At 49.3% G+C, this 22,148-nt stretch carries 21 protein-coding genes; 9 read left to right on the top strand and 12 right to left on the bottom strand.

Features of this window, described 5'->3' with window-relative positions; translation table 11 throughout:
- Positions 1-95: 95 nt before the first annotated feature.
- Genes B2Q61_RS07945 through murJ form a run of 8 tightly spaced genes read right to left on the bottom strand, consistent with a single transcriptional unit; the run spans position 96 to position 9,183 of the window.
- Positions 96-818 carry a LytR/AlgR family response regulator transcription factor gene (locus tag B2Q61_RS07945; protein WP_290618942.1) on the bottom strand — a complete coding sequence of 241 codons (723 nt, stop codon included), beginning with the start codon at positions 816-818 and terminating at the stop codon, positions 96-98.
- Positions 818-1,864: a sensor histidine kinase gene (locus B2Q61_RS07940; RefSeq protein WP_290618944.1), complete on the bottom strand. Its 1,047-nt coding sequence runs from the start codon at positions 1,862-1,864 to the stop codon at positions 818-820. The genes B2Q61_RS07945 and B2Q61_RS07940 overlap by 1 nt, the downstream gene beginning before the upstream one ends.
- 29 nt (positions 1,865-1,893) lie before the next feature.
- On the bottom strand, positions 1,894-2,823 hold the full coding sequence (ispH, locus tag B2Q61_RS07935) for a 4-hydroxy-3-methylbut-2-enyl diphosphate reductase (RefSeq protein WP_290618946.1): 930 nt from the start codon (positions 2,821-2,823) through the stop codon (positions 1,894-1,896).
- Between the two features lie 4 nt (positions 2,824-2,827).
- Positions 2,828-3,265 carry an FKBP-type peptidyl-prolyl cis-trans isomerase gene (gene fkpB, locus B2Q61_RS07930; protein ID WP_290618948.1) on the bottom strand — a complete coding sequence of 146 codons (438 nt, stop codon included), beginning with the start codon at positions 3,263-3,265 and terminating at the stop codon, positions 2,828-2,830.
- Entirely contained in the window at positions 3,262-3,753 is a 492-nt protein-coding gene (gene lspA / locus B2Q61_RS07925) for a signal peptidase II (protein WP_290618950.1), read from the bottom strand. Before lspA ends, fkpB begins: the two co-directional genes overlap by 4 nt.
- A complete protein-coding gene (gene ileS / locus B2Q61_RS07920; RefSeq protein WP_290618952.1) occupies positions 3,753-6,581 on the bottom strand; it encodes an isoleucine--tRNA ligase in 2,829 nt (942 codons plus the stop codon). Before ileS ends, lspA begins: the two co-directional genes overlap by 1 nt.
- Positions 6,582-6,603: 22 nt before the next feature.
- Complete coding sequence (gene ribF / locus B2Q61_RS07915; RefSeq protein ID WP_290618954.1) at positions 6,604-7,554, bottom strand: bifunctional riboflavin kinase/FAD synthetase; 951 nt, start codon at positions 7,552-7,554, stop codon at positions 6,604-6,606.
- 54 nt (positions 7,555-7,608) lie between these two features.
- Entirely contained in the window at positions 7,609-9,183 is a 1,575-nt protein-coding gene (gene murJ, locus B2Q61_RS07910) for a murein biosynthesis integral membrane protein MurJ (RefSeq protein ID WP_290618956.1), read from the bottom strand.
- A 175-nt stretch (positions 9,184-9,358) separates the two neighbouring features.
- Between murJ and rpsT the strand changes: the two genes are divergently transcribed.
- Positions 9,359-9,628 carry a 30S ribosomal protein S20 gene (rpsT, locus tag B2Q61_RS07905; RefSeq protein WP_046555958.1) on the top strand — a complete coding sequence of 90 codons (270 nt, stop codon included), beginning with the start codon at positions 9,359-9,361 and terminating at the stop codon, positions 9,626-9,628.
- A 61-nt stretch (positions 9,629-9,689) separates the two neighbouring features.
- Here rpsT and B2Q61_RS07900 read toward each other — a convergent pair whose 3' ends face one another.
- Together B2Q61_RS07900 and B2Q61_RS07895 are read right to left on the bottom strand one after the other, a co-directional pair.
- Positions 9,690-9,983, bottom strand: a complete 294-nt coding sequence (locus B2Q61_RS07900; RefSeq protein ID WP_097111986.1) for an ArsR/SmtB family transcription factor — start codon at positions 9,981-9,983, stop codon at positions 9,690-9,692.
- Positions 9,984-10,119: 136 nt separating this feature from the next.
- Complete coding sequence (locus tag B2Q61_RS07895) at positions 10,120-10,497, bottom strand: response regulator transcription factor (protein ID WP_290618959.1); 378 nt, start codon at positions 10,495-10,497, stop codon at positions 10,120-10,122.
- Positions 10,498-10,647: 150 nt separating this feature from the next.
- Here B2Q61_RS07895 and B2Q61_RS07890 point away from each other — a divergent pair, with 150 nt between their 5' ends.
- Entirely contained in the window at positions 10,648-11,988 is a 1,341-nt protein-coding gene (locus tag B2Q61_RS07890) for a M20/M25/M40 family metallo-hydrolase (RefSeq protein WP_290618961.1), read from the top strand.
- 2 nt (positions 11,989-11,990) lie between these two features.
- On the opposite strand, the gene B2Q61_RS07885 is transcribed toward B2Q61_RS07890, so the two are convergent.
- Positions 11,991-12,374, bottom strand: a complete 384-nt coding sequence (locus B2Q61_RS07885; RefSeq protein WP_290618963.1) for a hypothetical protein — start codon at positions 12,372-12,374, stop codon at positions 11,991-11,993.
- Positions 12,375-12,665: 291 nt separating this feature from the next.
- Between B2Q61_RS07885 and B2Q61_RS07880 the strand changes: the two genes are divergently transcribed.
- Together B2Q61_RS07880 and smrA are read left to right on the top strand one after the other, a co-directional pair.
- Positions 12,666-12,953 carry a hypothetical protein gene (locus B2Q61_RS07880; RefSeq protein WP_290618965.1) on the top strand — a complete coding sequence of 96 codons (288 nt, stop codon included), beginning with the start codon at positions 12,666-12,668 and terminating at the stop codon, positions 12,951-12,953.
- A gap of 84 nt (positions 12,954-13,037) precedes the next feature.
- A complete protein-coding gene (smrA, locus tag B2Q61_RS07875; protein ID WP_290618967.1) occupies positions 13,038-13,613 on the top strand; it encodes a DNA endonuclease SmrA in 576 nt (191 codons plus the stop codon).
- 368 nt (positions 13,614-13,981) lie between these two features.
- Here smrA and B2Q61_RS07870 read toward each other — a convergent pair whose 3' ends face one another.
- Entirely contained in the window at positions 13,982-14,902 is a 921-nt protein-coding gene (locus B2Q61_RS07870) for a 2-hydroxyacid dehydrogenase (protein WP_290618969.1), read from the bottom strand.
- 174 nt (positions 14,903-15,076) lie between these two features.
- Here B2Q61_RS07870 and B2Q61_RS07865 point away from each other — a divergent pair, with 174 nt between their 5' ends.
- From B2Q61_RS07865 to B2Q61_RS07845, 5 genes are all read left to right on the top strand, one after another.
- Entirely contained in the window at positions 15,077-16,816 is a 1,740-nt protein-coding gene (locus B2Q61_RS07865; protein WP_290618971.1) for a lysophospholipid acyltransferase family protein, read from the top strand.
- 115 nt (positions 16,817-16,931) lie between these two features.
- Entirely contained in the window at positions 16,932-18,371 is a 1,440-nt protein-coding gene (locus B2Q61_RS07860; protein ID WP_290618973.1) for a DUF3300 domain-containing protein, read from the top strand.
- Between the two features lie 136 nt (positions 18,372-18,507).
- Positions 18,508-20,355, top strand: a complete 1,848-nt coding sequence (locus tag B2Q61_RS07855; protein ID WP_290618975.1) for a GNAT family N-acetyltransferase — start codon at positions 18,508-18,510, stop codon at positions 20,353-20,355.
- Positions 20,355-21,272: a histone deacetylase family protein gene (locus B2Q61_RS07850; protein ID WP_290618977.1), complete on the top strand. Its 918-nt coding sequence runs from the start codon at positions 20,355-20,357 to the stop codon at positions 21,270-21,272. Before B2Q61_RS07855 ends, B2Q61_RS07850 begins: the two co-directional genes overlap by 1 nt.
- Positions 21,273-21,422: 150 nt before the next feature.
- The gene (locus tag B2Q61_RS07845) at positions 21,423-22,121 is read left to right on the top strand and encodes an OmpW/AlkL family protein (RefSeq protein WP_290618979.1); all 699 of its coding nucleotides are present in this window, start codon (positions 21,423-21,425) and stop codon (positions 22,119-22,121) included.
- The last annotated feature ends 27 nt before the right edge of the window (positions 22,122-22,148 follow it).

Genomic DNA, 22,148 nt, shown 5'->3' with positions numbered 1-22,148 from the left:
CTATTCCTATTACGACCCGGACTAAAGGTTTATTCTGCCGATAAACGGCACAGCTTATAAAAAATCAGCGGCGTCATTTTCATATCAATCCAACGTTAATTTCGATGCAATTTTAAAGCCTGCTTTACCTGGCTAAGCGCCCGGCGACTCACTTCAAGCCGGATCTCCTGGTTGGTTAACTCAACGTAATGTTTGCCATCGGCTGCTGCTCGCAGCGCACTAAAATAGTGCTTATTTATCAGCGTGCTACGGTGAACCCGCACTAACTGCTCAGGAAAACGCTGCTGCAACTGATTCAAGGTAAGCTCCAGTAAAGCTTCACCGTCTTCAAAAACCATCCGTACGTATTTACTGTCTGCAATAAAATACTGCACTTTGCTCAGCGCAACCTGCCTGGTTGTCGAGCCCAACTGATAGCTGATAGCCTCATCCGTTACCGCCTGTCGCTCGATATGCGCCCGGGTGCGATTGCCCAGGCGCGCCAGGGCCGCAGCCAGACGTTCAGCCGATACCGGCTTTAAAATATAGTCAGCAGGGCAAACCTGATAAGCATCCAGCGCATGTTGTGGATGGGCAGTAACAAATATAATGGCCGGCGGCACTGGCTGGCTGGTCAGGGTAGCTGCCAACTGCAAACCATCACCACCCGGCATGGCGATATCTAACAGCAATACGTCAGGCTGCAACTGCTGGCACATTTTCATTGCCTGCTGGCTGTTGTGTGCCTCACCGACACAACTGAAACCCGCAATTGGCCCCAGCAGACGCTGCAGCCGGGCGCGAGCTAAGGGTTCATCGTCTACAATCAGTACTTTCATCAGCCTGGCCCAGTCTGAGCTTTTGGAAGCACTAGCTTAACCCGGAACTTGCCGTTGACAATACTGCGATTTAAACTGGCACTGTCGCCAAAATACAGCTGCAAACGTTGTCGGATATTGGTAAGCGCTACGCCATTACTGCGACTTTTATCCAGCGCCGGAGCAAAAGGATTAGTAATAAGTACGGTAACAGACTGCTTGCTGTCAATCAGTTCAATATCAATGGTGCCACCATATTGAGAACTTTCAATGCCGTGACGTACAGCATTTTCCAGTAATGGCTGTATGGTCAGCGCCGGCACCAGAAGTTTGGGTAAGCTTGCTGGTAACTGCCAGTTCTGGCGCATGCGCTCACCCAGCCGCCACTGCTCCAGCGCCAGATATTGCCTGGCAAGGGTGAGTTCGTCTGTCAGACTAATCTGTTCACCCGCGTGCATTGCAGCACGAAATAAATCGGCCAGATTTAATAATGCCTGTTCAGCAGCCTGGCTGTCGTGCTGAGTAAGTTCTGCTGCGGTATTTAAACTATTAAATAAAAAATGTGGCTGGATCCGCGCCTGCAACGCCCCTAACTCTGCGCGGCTCTGCGCCGCCAGTTGCTGACTGCGTTCGGCATGCATCAGTCCGAGCTGAATAGCCATCAACCCCACTACCAGAGCTATCATCAGGTTGGCCAGAATAAAATGGACAAAATGCTGGGACAGCAACACACCAGCGTCATGCAACCATAACCAGGCGAGACTGCTGATCAAAGCCGTGATCGCAAACAGCAGTAACAAACAACTGGCGGCTATGGTTATCGGCCTTTGCCGGGCCAGCACCGGCCGCAGTTTGCAATAACTGTACCCTGACAGCAAGGCTATCCAATGGACGAATAAACTGATTAAGCCTAGTCGTTGCCAGGGGCTTTCTGCCGTACCCGGCGCAAAGGCCAGCAAAATAGCCACAGCCTGCGCCAGCACCAGCACTCGGAGTACCATCCTGCCGTGGCATAAATCAGGCAGTGGAAATAGCAGGGCAGACGAGCCGGTTACTGCATTATTCACCTGTCCTCCTGCCCGATCTCATGTAACGGTTAACGCAGCTCTGCCGGTATGGCAAACACCACGTTCTCCGGCCTGCCCGGATTTTCATTTACCGTTTGGCCGCCCCACATTTTCAGCTGAGCTACCACTTGCTGCACTAGTACCTCGGGAGCTGATGCCCCTGCGGTAACGCCAACAGCCTTGATATTTTCCAGCCAGCTTTGCTGAATATCATTGGCGGTATCAATTAAATAAGCCGTACAGCCCATTTTCTCTGCCAGCTCACGTAAGCGGTTTGAATTACTGCTGTTTTTTGCACCTACTACCAGCAGCAAATCAGCTTTTGATGCTAAATCGCGTACTGCATCCTGCCGGTTTTGGGTGGCATAGCAAATATCATCCTTACGCGGACCGTCTATTTGTGGAAAACGTTGGCGCAGAGCTGCTATCACGTCCGCCGTATCATCAACCGACAACGTGGTCTGGCTGGAATAACACAGCTGTGCCGGATTTTTCACCTGCAACCGGGCGACATCCTCTACCGATTCAACCAGATAAATACCGCCTTGCGGGTTATCATACTGGCCCATGGTGCCTTCTACTTCCGGATGGCCAGCATGGCCGATTAAAATACATTCAATGCCTTTACGACTGGCCCGGGTAACTTCCATATGTACTTTGGTTACTAAAGGACAGGTAGCGTCAAAAACCTTTAAACCACGCTGCTTAGCGTTTTCGCGCACGGCTTGCGATACACCATGGGCACTGAAAATAACGATGTTACCATCTGGCACCTCATCCAGCTCATCAACAAATACTGCGCCACTGCGGCGCAGACCATCTACCACAAACTTGTTGTGTACCACTTCATGGCGCACATAAATAGGATGCTCATATAATTCCAGTGCCCGCTCGACAATACTGATGGCGCGGTCGACCCCGGCACAAAAACCACGCGGGTTGGCTAATAAAATATCCATCTGCTTAGCTCACTTTTACGATTTCAATGTTAAAAGTCAGGGTTTGTCCGGCCAGCGGATGATTAAAATCTACCGTCACTGAATCGCCCACCACGTCGCGCACCAGGCCCGGGAGTTCGGAACCATCTGGCATCGCAAAGCCAATAATACTTCCTACTTTGGCCGGGGCATCGCCAGAAAATTTACTACGATCAACATAGTAAATATTATCAGGATTAGGCATCCCGTAAGCGTCCTGCGGCGCCAGGGTAAAAGATTTTTTCTCGCCGGCAACCAAGCCCAATAACTGAGCTTCAAACGCAGGAGAGATACTATTGTCACCCATTTGCAGCTTGGCCGGTTTATTTTGCACCCGGGTACTCTCCGCAGCACTGCCATCGGCCAGAGTGATATCAAAATGAAACAATACGGTACTGTTGGTGGTAATTGCTGCCTGCGTCATACTTTAACCTCGGGTTTACTGCTAAAACTATCCCATATTAGTAAGATGGCGCCAATGAAGATCACCGAATCTGCCAGGTTAAACACCGGATAACTCCAGCTTTTATAGAACACATGTAGCATATCAATAACATAGCCATACATTACCCGGTCAATTAAATTGCCAATGGCGCCAGCCAACACTAACGCCAGGGCCAGACTAAGTTTTTGTTGCCCGCGCCCCACCCGGCTTAACCAGATAGCAATAACGATACTGATCACCACCGCAATAGCCGTAAAAAACCAGCGCTGCCAGCCACCAGCATTGCTTAAAAATGAAAATGCCGCGCCGGTGTTATATACATGTGCCAGCTCGAACACCGGGAGTAGCGGAATACTGCCCTGATAAGGAATAGCATGCAGTACCCATTGCTTTGAAATCTGATCCACAACAATAAGCAGCAAGATTAACCACCACCAGCGCCAGCCCGTTTGTTTAAATAACTGCATCAGGCAAATTTCCTCAGCTCACCAATGCCGGCAACATTACTGACGCACCGTAAACAAATACCGGGGTGAGCACTATCGGCACCAACATCATGCCGGTGATGCCAGCATCGCTCACATTTGGCCGCTGCTGAGGCAGTAACCAACACTTTTAAGCCGGCAATATCGGTGGCAACAGCTTGTTCAGGTGCCGCATCGCTGCTGACCTGTGCCGTTGAGGTAATCAACGCAAAACGTAATTCATCGCCAAGTTTACCAAGCGCTGCTGCCAGCTCAGTGCCAGCATACAAGGTAACCTCAGCCTGCAGTGAAGCACCGATTTTGTCTTCACGTCTGGCCGCTTCCAGCACTTTATTAACTTCATCCCGAACCTGCAGAAGTTGTTGCCAGTAATCGTCATCAAACTTTCCGGCCGGCATGGCAGCGAGCGCATCGTACCAGACATCCGTAAAGACATACTTGCTGCGCTCACCTGGCAGAGCCTGCCAGATTTCCTGAGCGGTAAAGCTCATTACCGGGGCCATCCAGCGCACCATACCTTCAGCAATATGATATAGTGCTGTCTGGCATGACTTACGGGCAACGCTATCTTTATGCGCGGTGTATTGGCGGTCTTTAATCACATCCAGATAAAAACTGCCCAGCTCTACCGTACAAAAATTCATTAACTTTTGGCTCACCTGTAAAAACTGATAGTTATCATACGCTTCGATAATTTCCTGCTGCAGTTTTGCCGCCCGGCTTACCATCCACAGGTCAAGTTCAACCATTTCATTAAATGGCACCAAATCCGTTGCCGGATTAAAACCATTCAGATTAGCCAGTAAAAAACGTGCGGTATTACGGATCCGTCGGTATTTATCGGCGGCCCGGTTTAGGATCTCATCAGATACCGTCATTTCCGAGGTGTAGTCGGTAGTGGCTACCCATAACCGTAAAATATCAGCCCCTAATTTATTCATGACCTCTTGCGGAGAAACAACATTACCCAGTGACTTCGACATTTTGCGACCTTCACCGTCAACAGTGAAGCCGTGGGTCAGGACCTGACGGTATGGTGCATGCGTTTTACTTGCTACGCCAGTCATTAATGATGACATAAACCAGCCGCGATGTTGATCAGAGCCTTCGAGGTACAAATCTGCCTGCTTCGCATGATTGAACTCAGGGCGTTGGTCGACCACAAAAGCATGAGTTACCCCTGAATCAAACCAGACATCCAGGGTGTCAGTCACTTTGACATAACGCTCTGCATCGGCGCCCAGCAGCTCGCTTGCTTCCAAATCAAACCAGGCTTGAATCCCGCCCTGCTCGACCTTTTGAGCAACCTGCTCCAGCAAAGCCTGAGTTTGGGGATGCAAAGCCCCGGTGTCTTTATCAACAAATAACGCAATCGGCACGCCCCAGGTACGCTGGCGGGAAATACACCAATCCGGCCGACCGGCAACCATCTTTTCTATCCGCTGCTGACCCCAATCCGGGATCCAACGCGTATTGGCGATCTCTGCAAGTGATTGCTGGCGTAAGCTTTGTTTATCCATGCTGATAAACCACTGCGGTGTGGCACGGAAAATAATCGGCGTTTTATGGCGCCAGCAATGCGGATAACTGTGTTTGTATGCCTTATGTACCAGCAGCGCACCGGCGGCTTTTAACGCCTCTACTACGCTGTCATTGGCTTTAAACACGTGCTGCCCGGCAAACAGCGGCGTATCAGGCAGGTACACACCATTTGCCCCTACCGGGTTGGCGACTTCCAGCCCATATTGTTTGCCGACCACAAAATCTTCCTGGCCATGGCCTGGTGCCGTATGCACGCAGCCGGTGCCAGATTCAGTGGTAACATGCTCACCCAGAATAATCGGTACGCTGAAATCATACAGTGGATGGCGGATCTGCACCAAATCCAGTGCTTCACCTTTACAAAAACCCAGCGCATGATAGTGCTCAATATTCGACCGGGCCATCACCTCATTCACCAGATCGGTAGCAATGATTAATCGCTCGGCACCATTCGGGCCCTGCTCTATCTGCACCAGGCTGTAATCCAGTTTAGCATTGACAGCGACGGCCCGGTTAGCCGGAATCGTCCAGGGCGTTGTCGTCCAGATCACCACTGAGACCGGCCCCTGACCACGATGTTGTTCAGGGTGGTCGAATTTATCAACCATTTGCTCATCAACTACCTGAAAACGCACATCAATTGCCGGCGATACTTTATCCTGATACTCCACCTCAGCTTCGGCCAGCGCCGAACCACAGTCGGTACACCAATGCACTGGCTTAAACCCCTGCTGCAAATGACCGTTATCAATTATCCGGCCGAGCACCCGGATAATATTGGCCTCAGAGCTAAAATCCATGGTCCGGTAAGGATTATCCCAATCGCCCAGCACCCCTAAGCGCACAAAATCGGTTTTTTGCGCTTCAATCTGGGTTTGCGCGTAATCACGACAATGCTGGCGAAACTCGGCTACCGTCAGTTTGGTGCCCGGCTTACCGTGTTTCTTTTCCACAACCAGCTCAATTGGCAAGCCGTGACAATCCCAGCCGGGTACATAAGGGGCATCAAAATCTGACAGCGTTTTTGCTTTAACAATAATGTCTTTTAAAATTTTATTAACGGCGTGGCCAATATGAATGTTGCCGTTGGCATACGGAGGACCGTCGTGCAAAACAAAAGTTTTTTTGCCTTTTTTAGCACTGCGGATCTGCTGATACAGGCCATCTTCTGTCCATTTCGCCAGCATTTGCGGCTCACGCTGCGCCAGATTGCCACGCATAGCAAAGGCCGTTTCGGGCAGGTTAAGGGTATGCTTATAATCGCTCATCCGTTTTATTCCGTTTTAAAAGTTAGCTTACGCTACTGGCGTTCGTAGCCAGGCGACTAAAATACATTTTGGCAGCATGCATATCTGCCGTAATTTGTTGCTGCAAGGCGGCCAGATCAGCGAAACGCTGTTCAGAGCGTAACTTATGACACAAGGTTACTGCTATCTGACTACCATATAAATCGGCCTTGAAATCAAAAAGGTGTGCCTCCAGCTGCTCTCGCTGCCCCTGCACAGTCGGGCGGTTACCAATATTCGCCACCCCCTGAAAACTACCATATTTGGTCTTTGCGGTAATGGCGTAAACCCCGCTAACCGGCAATTTACGCCGATACAACCAGACATTAGCCGTGGGAAAGCCTAAATCCCGCCCCAGCTTGCGGCCATGCCGCACCCGGCCGGTTAAACTAAAAGGGCGCCCCAGCATAGCTTCAGCCGCGGCTAAATCATCCTGCTGCAGTGCCTGCCGGATCAAAGTACTACTTACCCGTTGCTGGCCAAGTTTCAAACTGGAGGTACTGGTAAGACCAAACTGGTACCGCTCTGCTGCCGCCGCCAGCATGCTAAAATCACCGGCACGATTATTACCAAACCGGAAATCATCACCGACAATCAGCTGCTTTGCCCCCAGTTGGGTTAACAACAACTGCTCAATAAATACTTCTGGCTGCATTGCGGCAAAGCGCGGATTAAACCCTACACACAGTAAACGGTCGATGCCCAGCCTGGCCAACTGGCTATACTTTTCCCGAAAGCGGCTTAACCTGGCAGGTGCGGCGCTACCGGCAAATAATTCCAGCGGTTGCGGCTCAAACACCATCACGCAAGAGGGTAACTTAAGTTGCTCCGCTATTGCCTGCACCTTTTGCAGCACAGCCTGATGGCCAAGATGCACACCATCAAAATTACCTATGGTCAACACACAGCCATGATGCCGGGGTTGTATGTTATGTAAGCCGCGAATTAACTCCATGCCTGCCTTAAGGTTGCTGTTACTGCTGATAAACGCGGCATTATAACCACTAACTTAATTGCTTTCAGCAACAGTTTGCACCCGAAAATGTGATAACCGCACCCCTAACAACCATAACATGACAAAGTAGCTGACAATACCCAAGGCACATAATAGCGCCAACCGGCCAGCCTGGCTCCAGAAATCCAGGGCAAGCCACAACGAAAAAGGCGGACTTAGCCAGAATAAACCACCTGCCATCACAATGCTTGCCAGGGCAATTTTTGCCAGAAATAACCAGCTACTTTTACTAAAATGAAATACGCCCGCCAGCGCCAGCCCACGGTACAGTAAAAACGCATTTAAGCTGGCCGACATCGCCGTAGCCAGTGCCAACCCGACATAACTAAGCCAGGGGGCCAGCATCAGGTTAAACGCCATATTGGCTACCATGGCAATAATCCCGATACGCACCGGCGTTTTAATGTCCTGCCGGGCATAAAATCCGGGGGCCAGCACTTTAATCAGCATAAAGCTCAAAAGCCCCGTGGCATAGGCCATCAGGCTGTACGACACCATCATCACATCTTGCTGACTGAACTCACCACGCATAAATAACAGCATAATGATAGGTTGCGCCAGCACAATTAGTGCCGCCATTGCCGGTAAACCAAACATGGCAACAAAACGAATAGCCCAATCCAGCGTCTGGCTAAATTTGGCGGCACTGGAGGTAGCATGATGGCGCGACAGATTTGGCAAAATAACCGTCGCAATGGCAATGCCAAACAGCCCCAGCGGAAACTCGATTAGCCGGTCTGAATAATAAAGCCAGCTTACTGCTCCGGTAAGCAAAAATGAGGCAATAACCGTATCAAGCAATAAATTAATCTGGCTTACCGACACGCCAAACAATGCAGGCAACATTAATGTCCGGATTTTCTTAACACCAGGGTCACGCCAGCCCCATTTGGGCATGACCAACAAGCCGGCTTTGGCCAGAAACGGTAGCTGAAACAACAACTGCACCAATCCGCCAATAAATACCCCCCAGGCCAGCGCCATAGCAGGCTCACTGAGTTGGGGCGCCAGATAAAGCGCCGAGCCAATAATCGCAATATTTAAAAAAACGGGTGTAAAGGCGGCAACCGCAAAACGATTGTAAGTATTTAGTAATGCTCCACTTAGCGCAACCAGACTGATAAACCACAAATAGGGGAAAGTAATTTTCAGCATCAGGCTGGCGAGCTCAAACTTATGGGCATCAGGCCCATCATTCAGCCACTCAACAAACCAGCCCATACCAAATAACATAGCGATAACCGGCGACGCTATCACACCAAATAAGGTTACCAGGGTGACAATGACCCCCAGGGTACCGGCAACTTTTGCAACCAACTCCCTTACCGCATCGTCACCATGATGGGCTTTGACTTCACTTAATACCGGCACAAAGGCTTGTGAAAAAGCACCTTCAGCAAACAGACGCCGCAAAAAGTTAGGGATCCGGTTAGCAAAAAAGAACACATCGGCCGCCGCCCCGGCGCCAACAAAATTTGCCACCACCACATCACGAACTAAACCTAATACTCGTGAAATCAGCGTCATAGCACTGACGATCAAACCAGATCTTAATAATTTTCCCGACACCCGCAGCTCCTTTATTTACGCTATGGCTATTTTGGCTCTTTATTAGTAATGATTACCAGTAGCTGCCACAATTTAATTCCTGCACTTTAATGCTAAAGCATTTGACAACGGGCCATTAAATAGGCATATTATGCGGCCTTTAAAGAGTCCGGTTTTAGTTTTTAGGAGTGTTACCTTGGCTAACATTAAGTCTGCTAAGAAGCGCGCAATTCAATCAGAAAAACGTCGTCAGCAAAACGCCAGTCAACGTTCTATGATGCGTACTTTCATCAAGAAAACCTACGCAGCGGTATTAACTGCTGACGTAACCGCTTCTACTGAAGCGTTCAACAAAATGGTACCTGTAATTGATCGTATGGCGGCCAAAGGCCTTATCCATAAGAACAAAGCAGCACGTCATAAAGCTCGTTTAAATGCGCATGTTAAGGCATTAAAAACTGCTTAATTGATAGCGACCAACAAAAAAGCCAGCGCAAGCTGGCTTTTTTGTTGGTCGGCGTTTGTAGTTAGCTGCAATACAATTTGTGCATTAACGCAATAAGTTGCTCTGCTTCGTCACTACTTAACCGATAATATACGGTTTGCGCCACTTTACGGGTTTTAACCAGCTTGTGCCGACGTAACAATGCAAGATGCTGGGACAGGGCCGACTGACTTAAATCCAGCTTGTCATTAATATCGCCTACCGACATTTCACCTTCCAGCAAATGGCATAGAATTATTAAACGCCGCTCATTCGACACCGCTTTTAACAGTTTCACTGCTTGCGCTGAATTTTCCAGCATGTCATTCAAGTTCATTTTCATTTCTCTGACTTTCAATTTTTGGCAAAATAAAATAGTACCGATTAGACCTGAATGCGACAAGATAATCATTCTTATTTAACAAATTAAAACAATAAACAAACATGAAACAAGCAACACATAGCCATTGCAGTTAATGCTGAATTGACTGTACTAAATTACATATCCGTTTTGCCGAGAATGGCTTAACTACAAAAGCGTTGGCACCACCGGCAATCGCATCCTTCAGATTTTCTACACTGGAATAAGCAGACACCATAAATACCTTGGCCTGATTATCCAATTGTTTGAAACGCCGCAATAGTACCTTGCCATTGATGTCTGGCAGCTGAATATCAAGAAAAACTAACTGAGGATGATAAGTGGAAAAAAGCTGATCAGCGCTGGCGCCATCAGCGGCTTCATAAATAGTGGCAATACCAAGCTGGCCTAATATCTGGCGTAAGTAGTCCCTTACAGTGCTGGTGTCATCAACCAGCAATGCTGAAGTATAAGGTTGTCGTGCTTGCATCCCTGAAGCCTCATTGCAGAAAAAACCTTAAAAAGCGTTGTCAGGAAGCCTTATCCTGAACAAAATGCATTTCACCGCCCGCCGCTAGGGCTGGTCTGGAAAGCATGCTAGAGTCCCGATAATGTAACAACACCAAGGCAGAATGAAAAGATGAAATTGTGGTTTACAACAATAATTGCGGCAACCAGCTTAGCCATTAGTGGCAGCGTTCAGGCAAAACCGCTGGAGCTGAATAATGATTTACCTTATAAATTGGTAGAATCGCTGACGGTGGAAGTAGGCCCCCGCCTTGCTGGCAGTGAGGCTGATGCCCGGGCCGTGGCATGGGCAGAGCAAAAATTTAAACAACTGGGATTTGACAAAGTCTGGAGCGAACCTTTTACCATGCAATACTGGGAGCGCGGCAATGCCAGCCTGCGCGTTGAGGCGCCCTTTAATCAGGCGCTGGTTCTGACCGCCCTCGGTGGTTCAGTTGGTACGCCATTCGATGGTATCACCAGCCAGGTAGTGATGTTTGACAGTTTACAACAGCTACAGCAAGCTGATCCGAAAACCGTAACAGATAAAATCGTTTTCATTAACCAGACTTTGCGCAAAGATATCCGCGGCAGCTTTTATGGCCAGGTAGTCGGCGCCCGCGCTCAGGGTGCCGTCGAAGCTGCGAAACTGGGTGCCAGCGCTATCATTATCCGGTCGGTGGGCACCAGCAATAACCGCTTTGCTCACACTGGTATTATGCGTTATCAGGAGGATGTTCCGAGGATCCCTGCTGCTGCTATTTCAGTACCCGACGCCCAGCAGCTGAGTAAAATGCTGGCACTTAACCCCGAAACCCGTTTAAGCATGCATATGCAAAACAACCTGCCAGGTGAAGTGACCAGCCATAATATTATTGCTGAAATCACCGGTAGTAAACGACCTGACGAAATCGTATTAATTGGCGCCCATATCGACTCCTGGGATGAAGGTACCGGTGCCCTGGATGATGGCGCTGGTGTAGGTCTGGTGATGGCAACGGCTGCGCTGCTGAAGCAGCAAAAGCCTGAACGCACCATCCGGGTAGTATTATTTGGTAATGAAGAAGGTGGCTTAATTGGTGCCCGTGCCTATGCTGCGCGTCATGCAGCTAAGTTGAAAAACCATGTATTTGCCTCAGAGTCAGATTTTGGCGCCGGCCGGATCTGGCGTTTTGACACCGGCTTCGGTGAACAAGCGCTGGCGTTTGGCGCTGATATTCAACAGCAACTAAAACATCTTGGAATTGAAGCAGGTAGCAATACCGCCTCCGGCGGACCGGATGTGTCAGTGCTAAAAGCCATGGGTGTGCCGGTTGCCAGCTTACAGCAGGATGGTACCGATTATTTCGATTTTCACCACACACCTAACGACACGCTGGACAAGATTGACCCGGCCGCATTGCAGCAAAACCTGCAAGCCTGGCTAATAATGACCCAGGCCATAGCCAATAGCAGTGTTGATCTTAGAAAGTGACGTCAAGATAATTGATTAAACAGTGCCGGCCGATGCCGGCGCTGCATATTGCGGGTTAACCACAATTGTATGCCCACTATCAGCAAGATAAAGGCTGACGGGTAATAGAACTGACTAAATGGCAGAATAAAAATTGCCACTGCACTAAGCAGGCAGACAAAAGGCAGTAATTCATAAACCCAAAAGGGCACCGGCCCGTTTTTTCGTTCAGCAAATACATCGTCCTCCCGTCTGTGCTCAGATCGCACTATCCACACCAGCGCACCGGCCAGAAATAACAACATACCGGATAACAGCCCCAGCAACGACGGTATTACTACCATACTGATACAACCGGCCAGCATATAACTGTAAGGTAAAGGTTCATATATTTTAGTGGGTAGCACAGCATCACCTTCTGATATCAACCATAACAACACCTGTAAGTATAGAAGCGCTGCCGGGCTTTGCCGGTTTTTTGTTCAAAAGTAAGTCGATTGTCTTTATTCGATTAGCTATTCTGACGGTACAAGCAGCCTGAACCACGCCAAATCAATCACTTAACTGAAAAAGTCAGCTACCCTCAGCAAATAAACATTAGATAATCTAATCATTAAACACTAAAATTACTCAGTTGATGGAATCTTAGCCACTGCGCATAATGCGCGCCATTTCAGTCGACTCTAACGCGGTACAGTATGGAAAATATGATGTATGACATTATCAGCTGGGTTGGTTTAACCATCTGTATCGGTGCCTTTTTTATTAAAGACGTGTTCTGGCTCAGATTAGCTACATTAATAGGTTGCAGCCTGTTATTTGTCTATTACAGCCATATCGCTATCCCGCAGGGCGTTATTTCCAACCTGTTGGTATTATTAATTAATGCTTACTATTTAGTGCGCTTTGCCACTGTCCGTAGAAAAGCATTAAATGCCGTTAAAGTAGCTGCACCATCCGCTGCAACATTAACAACGGAAAACTAGCCGCAGTGTGCGACATTGTTGCAGGCTTTTTTCAGGCCGACTGACAGGCTATACTTAGCGGTCCTGAGTAGTTGGAGCCGGCCTATGCAAGATAATGACCTTGACCTGTTTCTGCAGGAAATGACTGATGTGAAACCTTTATCGCAAGATGAAGTGCGTCAGCAGACTGAATTCAGCCCTACCTTAGCGCAACAAGCCCGGCGTAAGGCGGCTGAGCTGGAAATGGAATACGATCCGAACTATCTGAGCATGGAATATGTTGATTTAGTGAAACCGGATGACCCTTTTGCCTTTTGTAAAGACGGTGTGCAGCAAGGTGTATACCGCAATTTACGGCTAGGCAAATATCAATTAGATGCCACCCTTAATCTGTTGGGCAAAACCCTGACCGAGGCGCGCAGCCAGTTGTTACATTTTATCGAAGACTGCCATAATCGTGGGATCCGAACCTTATTGATCCATCACGGCATGGGCCGCCACAGTAAGCCACACCCGGCAATATTGCGCAGCTATGTGTTCAAATGGTTACCCCAGTTACCTGCCGTGCTTGCAGCGCATACTGCCCAGCGCCAACACGGAGGTTACAGTGCCACCTATGTATTGTTACAAAAAAATGCCGAGCAAAAACGGCAGAACCGCGAGCGCCACAGTAAAAGTTAAAACACGGGGGGGGGCTAAAAACATCAAGGGGTCAGCGTTATTAACCAGCTTGCGCTGACAACAACACTAACCCCTTGATTTTTGGTCATTCCACTTGACCGAATCATTTCCTGCAGCCGTAAGTTTAATTAACCGTTCAGATTAACAACCAGGCCGCTTCGGCTTTGGTCAGAAACGCCGATAGTGCCATAAGACACACAACAACGGCGATTGCAGTAAAGCCAAAACCACGACTGGACGCTTTACTCATAACATACCTCAGTGACGCATTTTGTTATTTTTATTAGATTTTCAGGCTAAGTTTCCTTAAACCGCCGCAAAGTGTAGTTAACTTGTAACAAATTTACAATAACTGTGTTTTTAACCAGTTAGTATCCCCTAAGCCGATCCACCGGATTAAGCAGATGGCCGCCCTGCTGCGCCCGGCGATAATTTTCGGCAATCTGGCTAACGACGGTACTGACATTAGTTACCGCTGAAACATGCGGGGTTATCAGGATCGCCGGATGCTGCCATAACGGGCTGCTCTGCGCTAACGGTTCCTGGCGGAATACATCCAGACAGGCTGCCGCCAGAGGCCCGTGATTCAAGGCAGCCAGTAATGCCGTCTCATCAACAATAGCCCCGCGGGCGACATTAATAAAAATAGCACCGGGTTTTAACGTCTGAAAAAAATCCTGATTAAGCCGGTTTTCTGTTGCCGGGGTCAGCGGTAACAGACAAATGACAATATCTGCATCTGCTACCGCTTGCTGCAACTGCGCATCGCCAGCGTAGCACTGAACATTTTGCAAGCGTTTACCGCTGCGTGCCCAACCAGCAACCTGATAGCCTGCTTTGTGAAAATGAGTTACTACTGCCCCACCCAGCTCGCCCAGCCCAAGCACAGTAATAGTGTTTAACTTGCGCGGACTTTTCGGTCGCCATAGCGACTGCTGCTGCTGGCGACTGAAAAGATCAAGTTGCAACCGGTAATAATTCACTATGCCATCGAGATAACCGACCATCGCATCAGTTAATGCCGGGTCGACTATTCTGCTGACGGGTAAATCGGGTAAGGTCGGGTCCGTCAGGATTGAATCGACACCGGCGCCAAAACACTGAATGGCTTTTAAGTTAACCAGGCCATTCAGACAACCATGCGGTTGCTTCCAAACCACAGCAAATTCCACCGCAGCAGGGTCTTCCAGTTCTGGCCAGATTTCAATCAGAGTATCCGGCAATGCTTGCTGCAGCCGTTGTTGTAAGTCATCCAGTTTTCGATCAGGAATGATCAAGGCAATGCTCATAGCCCAATTCCATTTTTGTAGCTGCCAGAAAGTTATCTAATTCTAACGCAAAACCAACAAAGCTGGCACTACAGTAATCTTCTGTAAATTGCCATAAAACTGTCGCCCCGCTGTCACATTACCGGTTTAGCCTGCAGATACAGGCCGTTGAACCGGTATTATGCGGGAGGTTATATGTTTAATGTCGAGCAGGTTATTCAGCAACAAATGCCCGGGATCACCAGTAAACCCTGGTTGTACAAACCGGTCAAAGGCGCCTTGAGCTATTTGCTGCACGAACAGCAGTTTGCTGACTTTAGCCAGCAATATCCGCATTTAAAGGGCCTGGACTTTGTGGAGCAGGTGCTGGATTACTTTAACTTTAGTTTCAGTGCCCGCGATAATGAAATTGCCCGGATCCCCTCCAGCGGCAAAGTGGTTATTATTGCTAACCATCCGATAGGTTCTTTAGATGGTCTGGCATTGATTAAACTGATTAGCGATATCAGACCCGATGTCAAAATAATAGCTAATCAGCTGCTTATGTCAGTCACTGCATTACATAGCCTGTTGTTACCGGTTAACAATATGGAAGGTGGTACCGAGCGCAGTCGCTTAGGCGAGATTAGCAAGCACTTGCAACAGGAAGGTGCGCTGGTACTGTTCCCGGCCGGCGAAGTGTCAAGGCTTAAGCCCAATGGCGTGCGGGATGGCAAATGGCATAATGGCTTTTTACGCTTAGCCAGCAGTGCTCAGGCCCCTATTTTACCTATTTATATCGACGGCAGAAATTCAGCGCTGTTTTATGGCGCTTCAATGCTTTATAAGCCCCTGGCGACCATGTTGCTGGTGCAGGAGATGTTTAAGCAGCAACGCAAAAATATTACGATGCGGATTGGCGAGCAAATCCCGTTTGACAGCTATGGTCAGTTGCCATTATCAGGCAAAGAGCAGCTGAAACTATTTAAGAAACATTTATACCGGCTGGCTAAAGACAAAGCACCCTTACTACGCACTCAAAGCACCATTGCTCATCCGGAATTACGCAGTGAATTAAAAACAGATCTGGCACGCTGCCAACTGCTGGGCACCACCAGTGACGGTAAACTGATTTATCTCTATCATCACCAGCAAAGTTCAGCACTGATGCGGGAAATTGGCCGGCTGCGTGAACAGGCCTTCAGGGCGGTAGGTGAAGGCACCGGCAATAAGCGCGATATCGATAAATATGACAGTTACTATCAGCATTTAATTTTGTGGGATCCGGCAGAACTGGAAATGGTCGGTGCGTACCGGCTGGCTCCCAGCAACGACGTCATAACCAATATCGGGATGGCGGGTTTATACACCGCCAGCCTGTTTCAATATAATCAGGCCATGCAACCTTATTTAGCGCAGGGGCTGGAACTGGGTCGCAGTTTTATTCAGCCGCGCTACTGGGGTAAACGCAGCCTTGATTATCTGTGGTATGGCATCGGCGCTTACTTACAACATAACCCACAAATTCGTTATTTATTTGGGGCGGTCAGTTTGTCAGCCAGTTACCCGCCAACAGCACGCGATTTGCTGGTGTATTTTTACTCGTTATATTTTGGCAGCAACCACGCGTTGGCGCTGGCTAATCAGTCTTATCTGCTTTCTGATGAGGCAAAGCAAAACCTGCAATTACAATTCAGTGGCAACGATTACAGCGCCGATTTTACCCAACTAAAACATTTGCTGGCAAATATGGGGCTGACGGTACCGACTTTATATAAGCAATACAGCGAACTGTGTCAGCCAGGTGGCGTCAGCTTTCTGGCTTTCAGCACCGATCCAGCCTTTGCTGATTGTGTAGACGGTCTGGTACTGGTCGACTTACAGCAGCTGAAACCGGCTAAACAAAGCCGCTATCTGAGTGAGGCGGCAAGCAAACGCAACGTAAAGGCTGTGTAAAGATCTACCGAAGTTCAGTTAGTATTAAGTCTTAGCGGCCTATAACACCTATACTTTGTGTAAAATGTCGTCAATGTTGCTGGCGACAATACCGCCCACTGTGGAGGAAACCACTATGTATAGCACCAATGTAAGCCTAAAAGCCTTGTTACTGAGTGTGCTGCTGATCTTTAGCGTTAACGCCAAAGCCAGTGATACCCTGTCGCAGGCAGAACTGGACCAGATCCTGGCACCGGTAGCCTTGTATCCGGATACCGTGCTGACTCATGTGCTGATCGCCTCAACCTATCCATTGGAAGTGGTACAGGCCGCCCGCTGGTCAGCAAGCAATCCCGACTTAAGCGGTGATGCTGCAGTACAGGCCGTTGCCAGCGAAGACTGGGAACCCAGTGTTAAAGCACTGGTTGCCTTCCCTGATTTGCTAAAACGGCTAAGCGATGACTTAAGCTGGACTCAGCAACTCGGTGAAATGTTTTTAACCGATGAAGCGGCAGTACTGGCCAGTATTCAGCAATTACGTGAACGTGCTTATCAGCAGGGTTCGCTGGACAAGATGAAGCACGTTACGGTGCAACGCGAGCGCGAAGTGATTGTTATTGAACCACGCCGGCCGGAAGTGATTTATGTGCCTTACTATGATACCCGGGTTGTGTATGGTAACTGGAGGTGGTCGGCCTATCCACCAGTTTACTGGCATGCACCCCGCGGTTTCTATGCCAGCAGTCATTTTTACTGGGGCCCGAGCTTTACGGTACGGCCATCGTTTTACTTCAGTATTTTCGACTGGCATCATCGCCATATCGTGGTTAATCACCATTATTATCATAAGCCGCCGCAGTATTACCCGCGCCGGAATAAACACTATACCGACGCCCGGCGCTGGCAGCACGACAGTTACCACAGACGCGGTGTGCAGTACCGGCATGAAGTATTAAATCGCAAGCATAACTTTGGCTATGCCCGTCAGGTGACTAAAGAATACCGGGCAGAAACCGGCAAACGGCGTGACCAGCAACGTGAACACTATAACGCCAACCGTCAAAATCGTGAGCATACCTCCATGCAACGTCGCACTGCTGAGCAAGTCAATTTACGTCAGACGCCTGCCATTACCGTCAGCCGTCAACTGAATAGCCAGCAGCGGGCTGAGCGAATTGAACAGGCTGAGCGCAACAGCAGGCCACAATTAAACAACCGTCAGCAGCAGGTAAGCCGCCAACACGCTGAACGTCAGCCAGTAAGAACCACAGTTAGCCAGCCAATGCAAAGCGCTACTCAGAAAAGTGGCGACCAGCAGCTAATACGCCAGCCACAAACCAGACCTGAGCCACAGGTTCAACGCAGCCAACCACAGCGTCAGGTGCAGCCGCAGCGTCAGGTGCAGCCGCAACGTCAGGTGCAACCACAACGTCAGGTGCAGCCGCAACGTCAGGTGCAACCACAACGCCAGGTGCAACCACAACGCCAGGTGCAGCCGCAACGTCAGATACAACGACCGACGCCTAGTGTGAGTCGCGAGGTTCGCGACAACCGTCAGGTCCAAAGCATTCAGTAGCCAAACATTGCCGCGACCGTTGTATAAAGCCAGGGCCACCCCACCCTGGCTTTTTTTGCGACTAAAGTGGGGGCTGGTACTTCAGCAAACCGTGCTTTACAGTGTTGTTATCTTTTAACGCTCAGGCAATGCAGATATGGCCACCGCACCGCTAAACTGGCAACAACTGCTTAAATCAGGTAACCGTATTTTTATCGGCTCGCATGCGGCCGTCCCCACTGCATTGATTGACGATCTGATAAATCATGCCAGCAGTCTGCACGATATTGAAATTGTCCAGTTGGTTACCCTGGCTGACAATAAATGGGCTGAGCCGCAATATCAGCATTTATTTAAAGTAAATACGTTTTTTATTGGCGGTGAAAAGATCCGCCAGGCTATTGCAGAAGGTCGGGCCGACTATACCCCCTGCTTTATGAATGACATCCCGGCTTTATTTACCGATGGTGTACTGCCATTAGACGCGGCCTTAATTATGGTAAGCCCGGCAGATGATCATGGCTATCATTCACTGGGTGTTTCTGTCGATGTGGTTGCGGCCGCCGCCAAAGCAGCTAAAAAAGTGATTGCCCAGGTCAACCCGCAAATGCCAATTACCTATGGCCAGTCGTTTATTCACCGCGATGATATAGACACCTTCTATTATGCCGACCAGCCGCTGCCTGAAGCACAGATGCCACAGCTTGATGCCCGGACTGAGCGGATTGGTCAGTATGTGGCGCTGCTGGTGGAAGATGGCGCAACCCTCCAACTGGGGGTTGGCCGTATTTGTGCGGCAGTTACCCGCTACTTAAGCAACCATAAAGATTTAGGCCTGCACAGTGAAATGATCACCGACGGTGTGCTGGAGCTGATTAAAAAGGGTGTGATTAATAACCGCCGTAAAACCTTTCACCCGGGCAAAAGCGTGGTCAGTTTTTGCATTGGCAGCAAAGCGTTATATCAGTTTGTTGATCAGAACCCACACATTGGTTTTTACCCCAGCGAGTACGTCAATTCGCCGGCTAATATTGCCCGTAACGATAAAATGGTAGCCATAAACAGTGCCATCGAAGTGGATTTAACCGGTCAGGTGGTATCCGACTCTATCGGGCATCAATTTTACAGCGGCATTGGCGGTCAGGTTGATTTCAGCCGCGGGGCGTCAATGAGTAACGGCGGTAAGCCGGTTATCGCCCTGCCCTCTACTGCTAAAAATGGCACTATTTCTAGGATAGTGCCGCATATCCGGCAAGGTGCGGGTGTGGTCACCAGCCGTGGTCATGTTCATTATGTGGTAACCGAGTTTGGCGTAGCCTCATTGCGCGGCAAAAGTGTGCGCGAGCGGGCGCTGGAACTTATCAGAGTGGCCCACCCAAAGTTTCGCAGCCAGTTGCTGGCCGAGGTACGAAAGTTTTACTGGGTACCACATTATCAGTTACAAACCCCGGTAGAGGTAGCCGAGCTCGGGGCTGTCGGCTTTAAAGAATTACAGTTAGACGGTGAAAGCTTTGATTTACGGCCGCTTAATCCGTCTGACGAGCGCCGCTTGCAGGAGTTTTTCTACTCTCACACCAAAGAAACCTTACAAATGCGTTATAACACGATACCGACTCAGATGAGCCGGGAGAAATCCTGTACTTTGGTCAGTGTCGATCAAACCACCGACTTAGCGTTGTGTATCGTTAAGCAAAAAGGTTCGGTAGTCGAAATTCAGGCTGTTGGCCGTTACTACCTGATTGCAGCAGATAACAGCTGCGAAGTCGCGTTTGTTACCCGGGAAAAGCACCAGGGTAAAGGCATGGCAAAAAAGCTGCTGCAGCAGATGATTGACATTGCCGGCAGCCGCAAACTGAGCAAAATGCTAGCCTATGTCAGGGCGGAGAATAAACCGATGCTTAGTGTTTTTACTAAAGCCGGCTTTAAGCGTAGAAGCTATGACGACCCGGCCGAAGTGTTTCTGGAACTTGATTTAGCTGCTATCGCAGCAAAAGGAGCCGGTTAATGGCCATTACCCTATTCAGCCATGCTGTTTGTCGCCAGCACAATGCCGGGGATGACCACCCGGAGTGTCCGGCCCGCTTAGATGCCATAAACGATCAGTTAATCCGTTCCGGCCTCGACTATATTCTGCAGCAAAAAGATGCCACGGCTGCCAGTAAAGCTGATTTATGCCGGGCCCACAGTACCCTTTATGTCAGTGAGTTATATGCCAAAGCGCCCACTGATGGCCATATCTGGCTGGATCCGGATACCCAAATGATGAATAAAACCCTGCAGGCAGCCTTGTATGCTGCCGGCAGTGGCATTAACGCCGTAGATGAGGTAATGCAGGCCAGCGATAAACAGGCATTTTGCGCCATTCGTCCGCCCGGACACCATGCCACCCACGACCAGGCAATGGGCTTTTGCTTTTTTAATAACATTGCCGTTGCCGCTGAATATGCGCTGGATAAGTATCAACTAGAGCGGATAGCGATTGTCGATTTTGATGTGCATCACGGCAACGGCACCGAGGATATTTTTAACAACGAACCGCGGGTTTTATTCTGTTCATCATTCGAATATCCGTTGTATCCGCATACCGGCGCCGATACCGTATCCGATCATATTATTAATCTGCCGCTGCCGGGCGGCTGCAAAGCCAGTCAATGGCGCTCAGCGGTCAGCAGCGAGTGGCTTCCGGCACTGGATGCTTTTGCGCCGGAACTTATTCTGGTATCCGCTGGCTTTGATGGCCATGCTGAAGATGAGATGGCCCATTTTATGCTGCGCGAAGACGATTATCACTGGCTGGCAACAGAGCTGAAAACGCTGGCCAGCAAACATTGCCAGGGCCGGATTGTGGCTATGTTAGAAGGCGGCTACGCCCTCAGTGCGCTGGGCCGCAGTGTGGTGGCTTTTTTAAAAGGCTTGATGTAAGCAAAACCGAGCATTTAGCTACCATTTTATTGATGCAGAGCAAAGTAAACCACTGCCGGGGCAACCTGCTGATTTTTTTATTGATCCAGGCCAATATGCTGTTTTAGCCAGGGCGCACAATAACCACAGAACTAAACTGTGGAGCATAATATGAAAACCGCTTTAATCGCTATTCCCCTGATCTCTGCACTAGGCGCTGCCCCGGCCTTTGCTGATTTTGCTGTCAATATTGGCGCCATTACTGTGGCGCCGGATGACAGCAGTTCAAGCCTAAATGTCATTGAACAAGTCGCCGGCCTGCCAAATGGCTCAACAGCGCTGGCAGTAGACAGCAACACCCAGCTTGGCCTGACATTTGATTACCGGATTAAACCGCACTGGGCCGTCCAGTTAATTGCCGCGACACCGTTCAGTCATGACATCAAGGTGAAAGGTTCCGCCATCGACGGCCTGAAAGTAGGTAAAACCAAACATCTGCCACCGACGTTACTGGCACAGTATCACTTTATGCCAGAGCATCAGACGTTCGACCCCTTTGTCGGCGTTGGCCTGAACTATACGATTTTCTTTGATGAGCAGATTGATACTCAGTTATCAGACACCCTGCAGGCGCTCGGCGTGACCAGTGCGACTGACAGCGTAGCATTAAAAACCAAAAACTCTTTTGGCTTAGCATTGCAAGCCGGGATGAATATTAAACTCAGCGACACCCTGGGTCTGCACCTGATGGTCAGCAAAATGGATATCGACACCATTGGCCGGGTGCAGGTAAATGACACTACAGTACAAAGCGTTAATATTAATATCGACCCTTATGTGGCAATGATTGGCCTGCGCTGGAGCTTATAATCTGCCTGGTTGGGTTGCCAACAGTCA

The sequence above is a fragment of the Arsukibacterium sp. UBA5043 genome (assembly GCA_002415085.1).
Taxonomy (GTDB): domain Bacteria; phylum Pseudomonadota; class Gammaproteobacteria; order Enterobacterales; family Alteromonadaceae; genus Alishewanella.
This window is presented reverse-complemented; position numbering and strand designations above follow the sequence as displayed.

Excerpts from the sequence above, each read along its gene's own strand:
- lspA (WP_290618950.1), bottom strand. The coding sequence starts at position 3,753 with ATGCAGTTATTTAAACAAACGGGCTGGCGCTGGTGGTGGTTAATCTTG.
- B2Q61_RS07945 (WP_290618942.1), bottom strand. The coding sequence starts at position 818 with ATGAAAGTACTGATTGTAGACGATGAACCCTTAGCTCGCGCCCGGCTG.
- B2Q61_RS07860 (WP_290618973.1), top strand. The coding sequence starts at position 16,932 with ATGTATAGCACCAATGTAAGCCTAAAAGCCTTGTTACTGAGTGTGCTG.
- B2Q61_RS07865 (WP_290618971.1), top strand. The coding sequence starts at position 15,077 with ATGTTTAATGTCGAGCAGGTTATTCAGCAACAAATGCCCGGGATCACC.
- B2Q61_RS07900 (WP_097111986.1), bottom strand. The coding sequence starts at position 9,983 with ATGAACTTGAATGACATGCTGGAAAATTCAGCGCAAGCAGTGAAACTG.
- smrA (WP_290618967.1), top strand. The coding sequence starts at position 13,038 with ATGCAAGATAATGACCTTGACCTGTTTCTGCAGGAAATGACTGATGTG.
- B2Q61_RS07850 (WP_290618977.1), top strand. The coding sequence starts at position 20,355 with ATGGCCATTACCCTATTCAGCCATGCTGTTTGTCGCCAGCACAATGCC.
- B2Q61_RS07845 (WP_290618979.1), top strand. The coding sequence starts at position 21,423 with ATGAAAACCGCTTTAATCGCTATTCCCCTGATCTCTGCACTAGGCGCT.
- B2Q61_RS07890 (WP_290618961.1), top strand. The coding sequence starts at position 10,648 with ATGAAATTGTGGTTTACAACAATAATTGCGGCAACCAGCTTAGCCATT.
- ribF (WP_290618954.1), bottom strand. The coding sequence starts at position 7,554 with ATGGAGTTAATTCGCGGCTTACATAACATACAACCCCGGCATCATGGC.
- ispH (WP_290618946.1), bottom strand. The coding sequence starts at position 2,823 with ATGGATATTTTATTAGCCAACCCGCGTGGTTTTTGTGCCGGGGTCGAC.
- ileS (WP_290618952.1), bottom strand. The coding sequence starts at position 6,581 with ATGAGCGATTATAAGCATACCCTTAACCTGCCCGAAACGGCCTTTGCT.
- B2Q61_RS07880 (WP_290618965.1), top strand. The coding sequence starts at position 12,666 with ATGGAAAATATGATGTATGACATTATCAGCTGGGTTGGTTTAACCATC.
- B2Q61_RS07870 (WP_290618969.1), bottom strand. The coding sequence starts at position 14,902 with ATGAGCATTGCCTTGATCATTCCTGATCGAAAACTGGATGACTTACAA.
- fkpB (WP_290618948.1), bottom strand. The coding sequence starts at position 3,265 with ATGACGCAGGCAGCAATTACCACCAACAGTACCGTATTGTTTCATTTT.
- B2Q61_RS07895 (WP_290618959.1), bottom strand. The coding sequence starts at position 10,497 with ATGCAAGCACGACAACCTTATACTTCAGCATTGCTGGTTGATGACACC.
- B2Q61_RS07855 (WP_290618975.1), top strand. The coding sequence starts at position 18,508 with ATGGCCACCGCACCGCTAAACTGGCAACAACTGCTTAAATCAGGTAAC.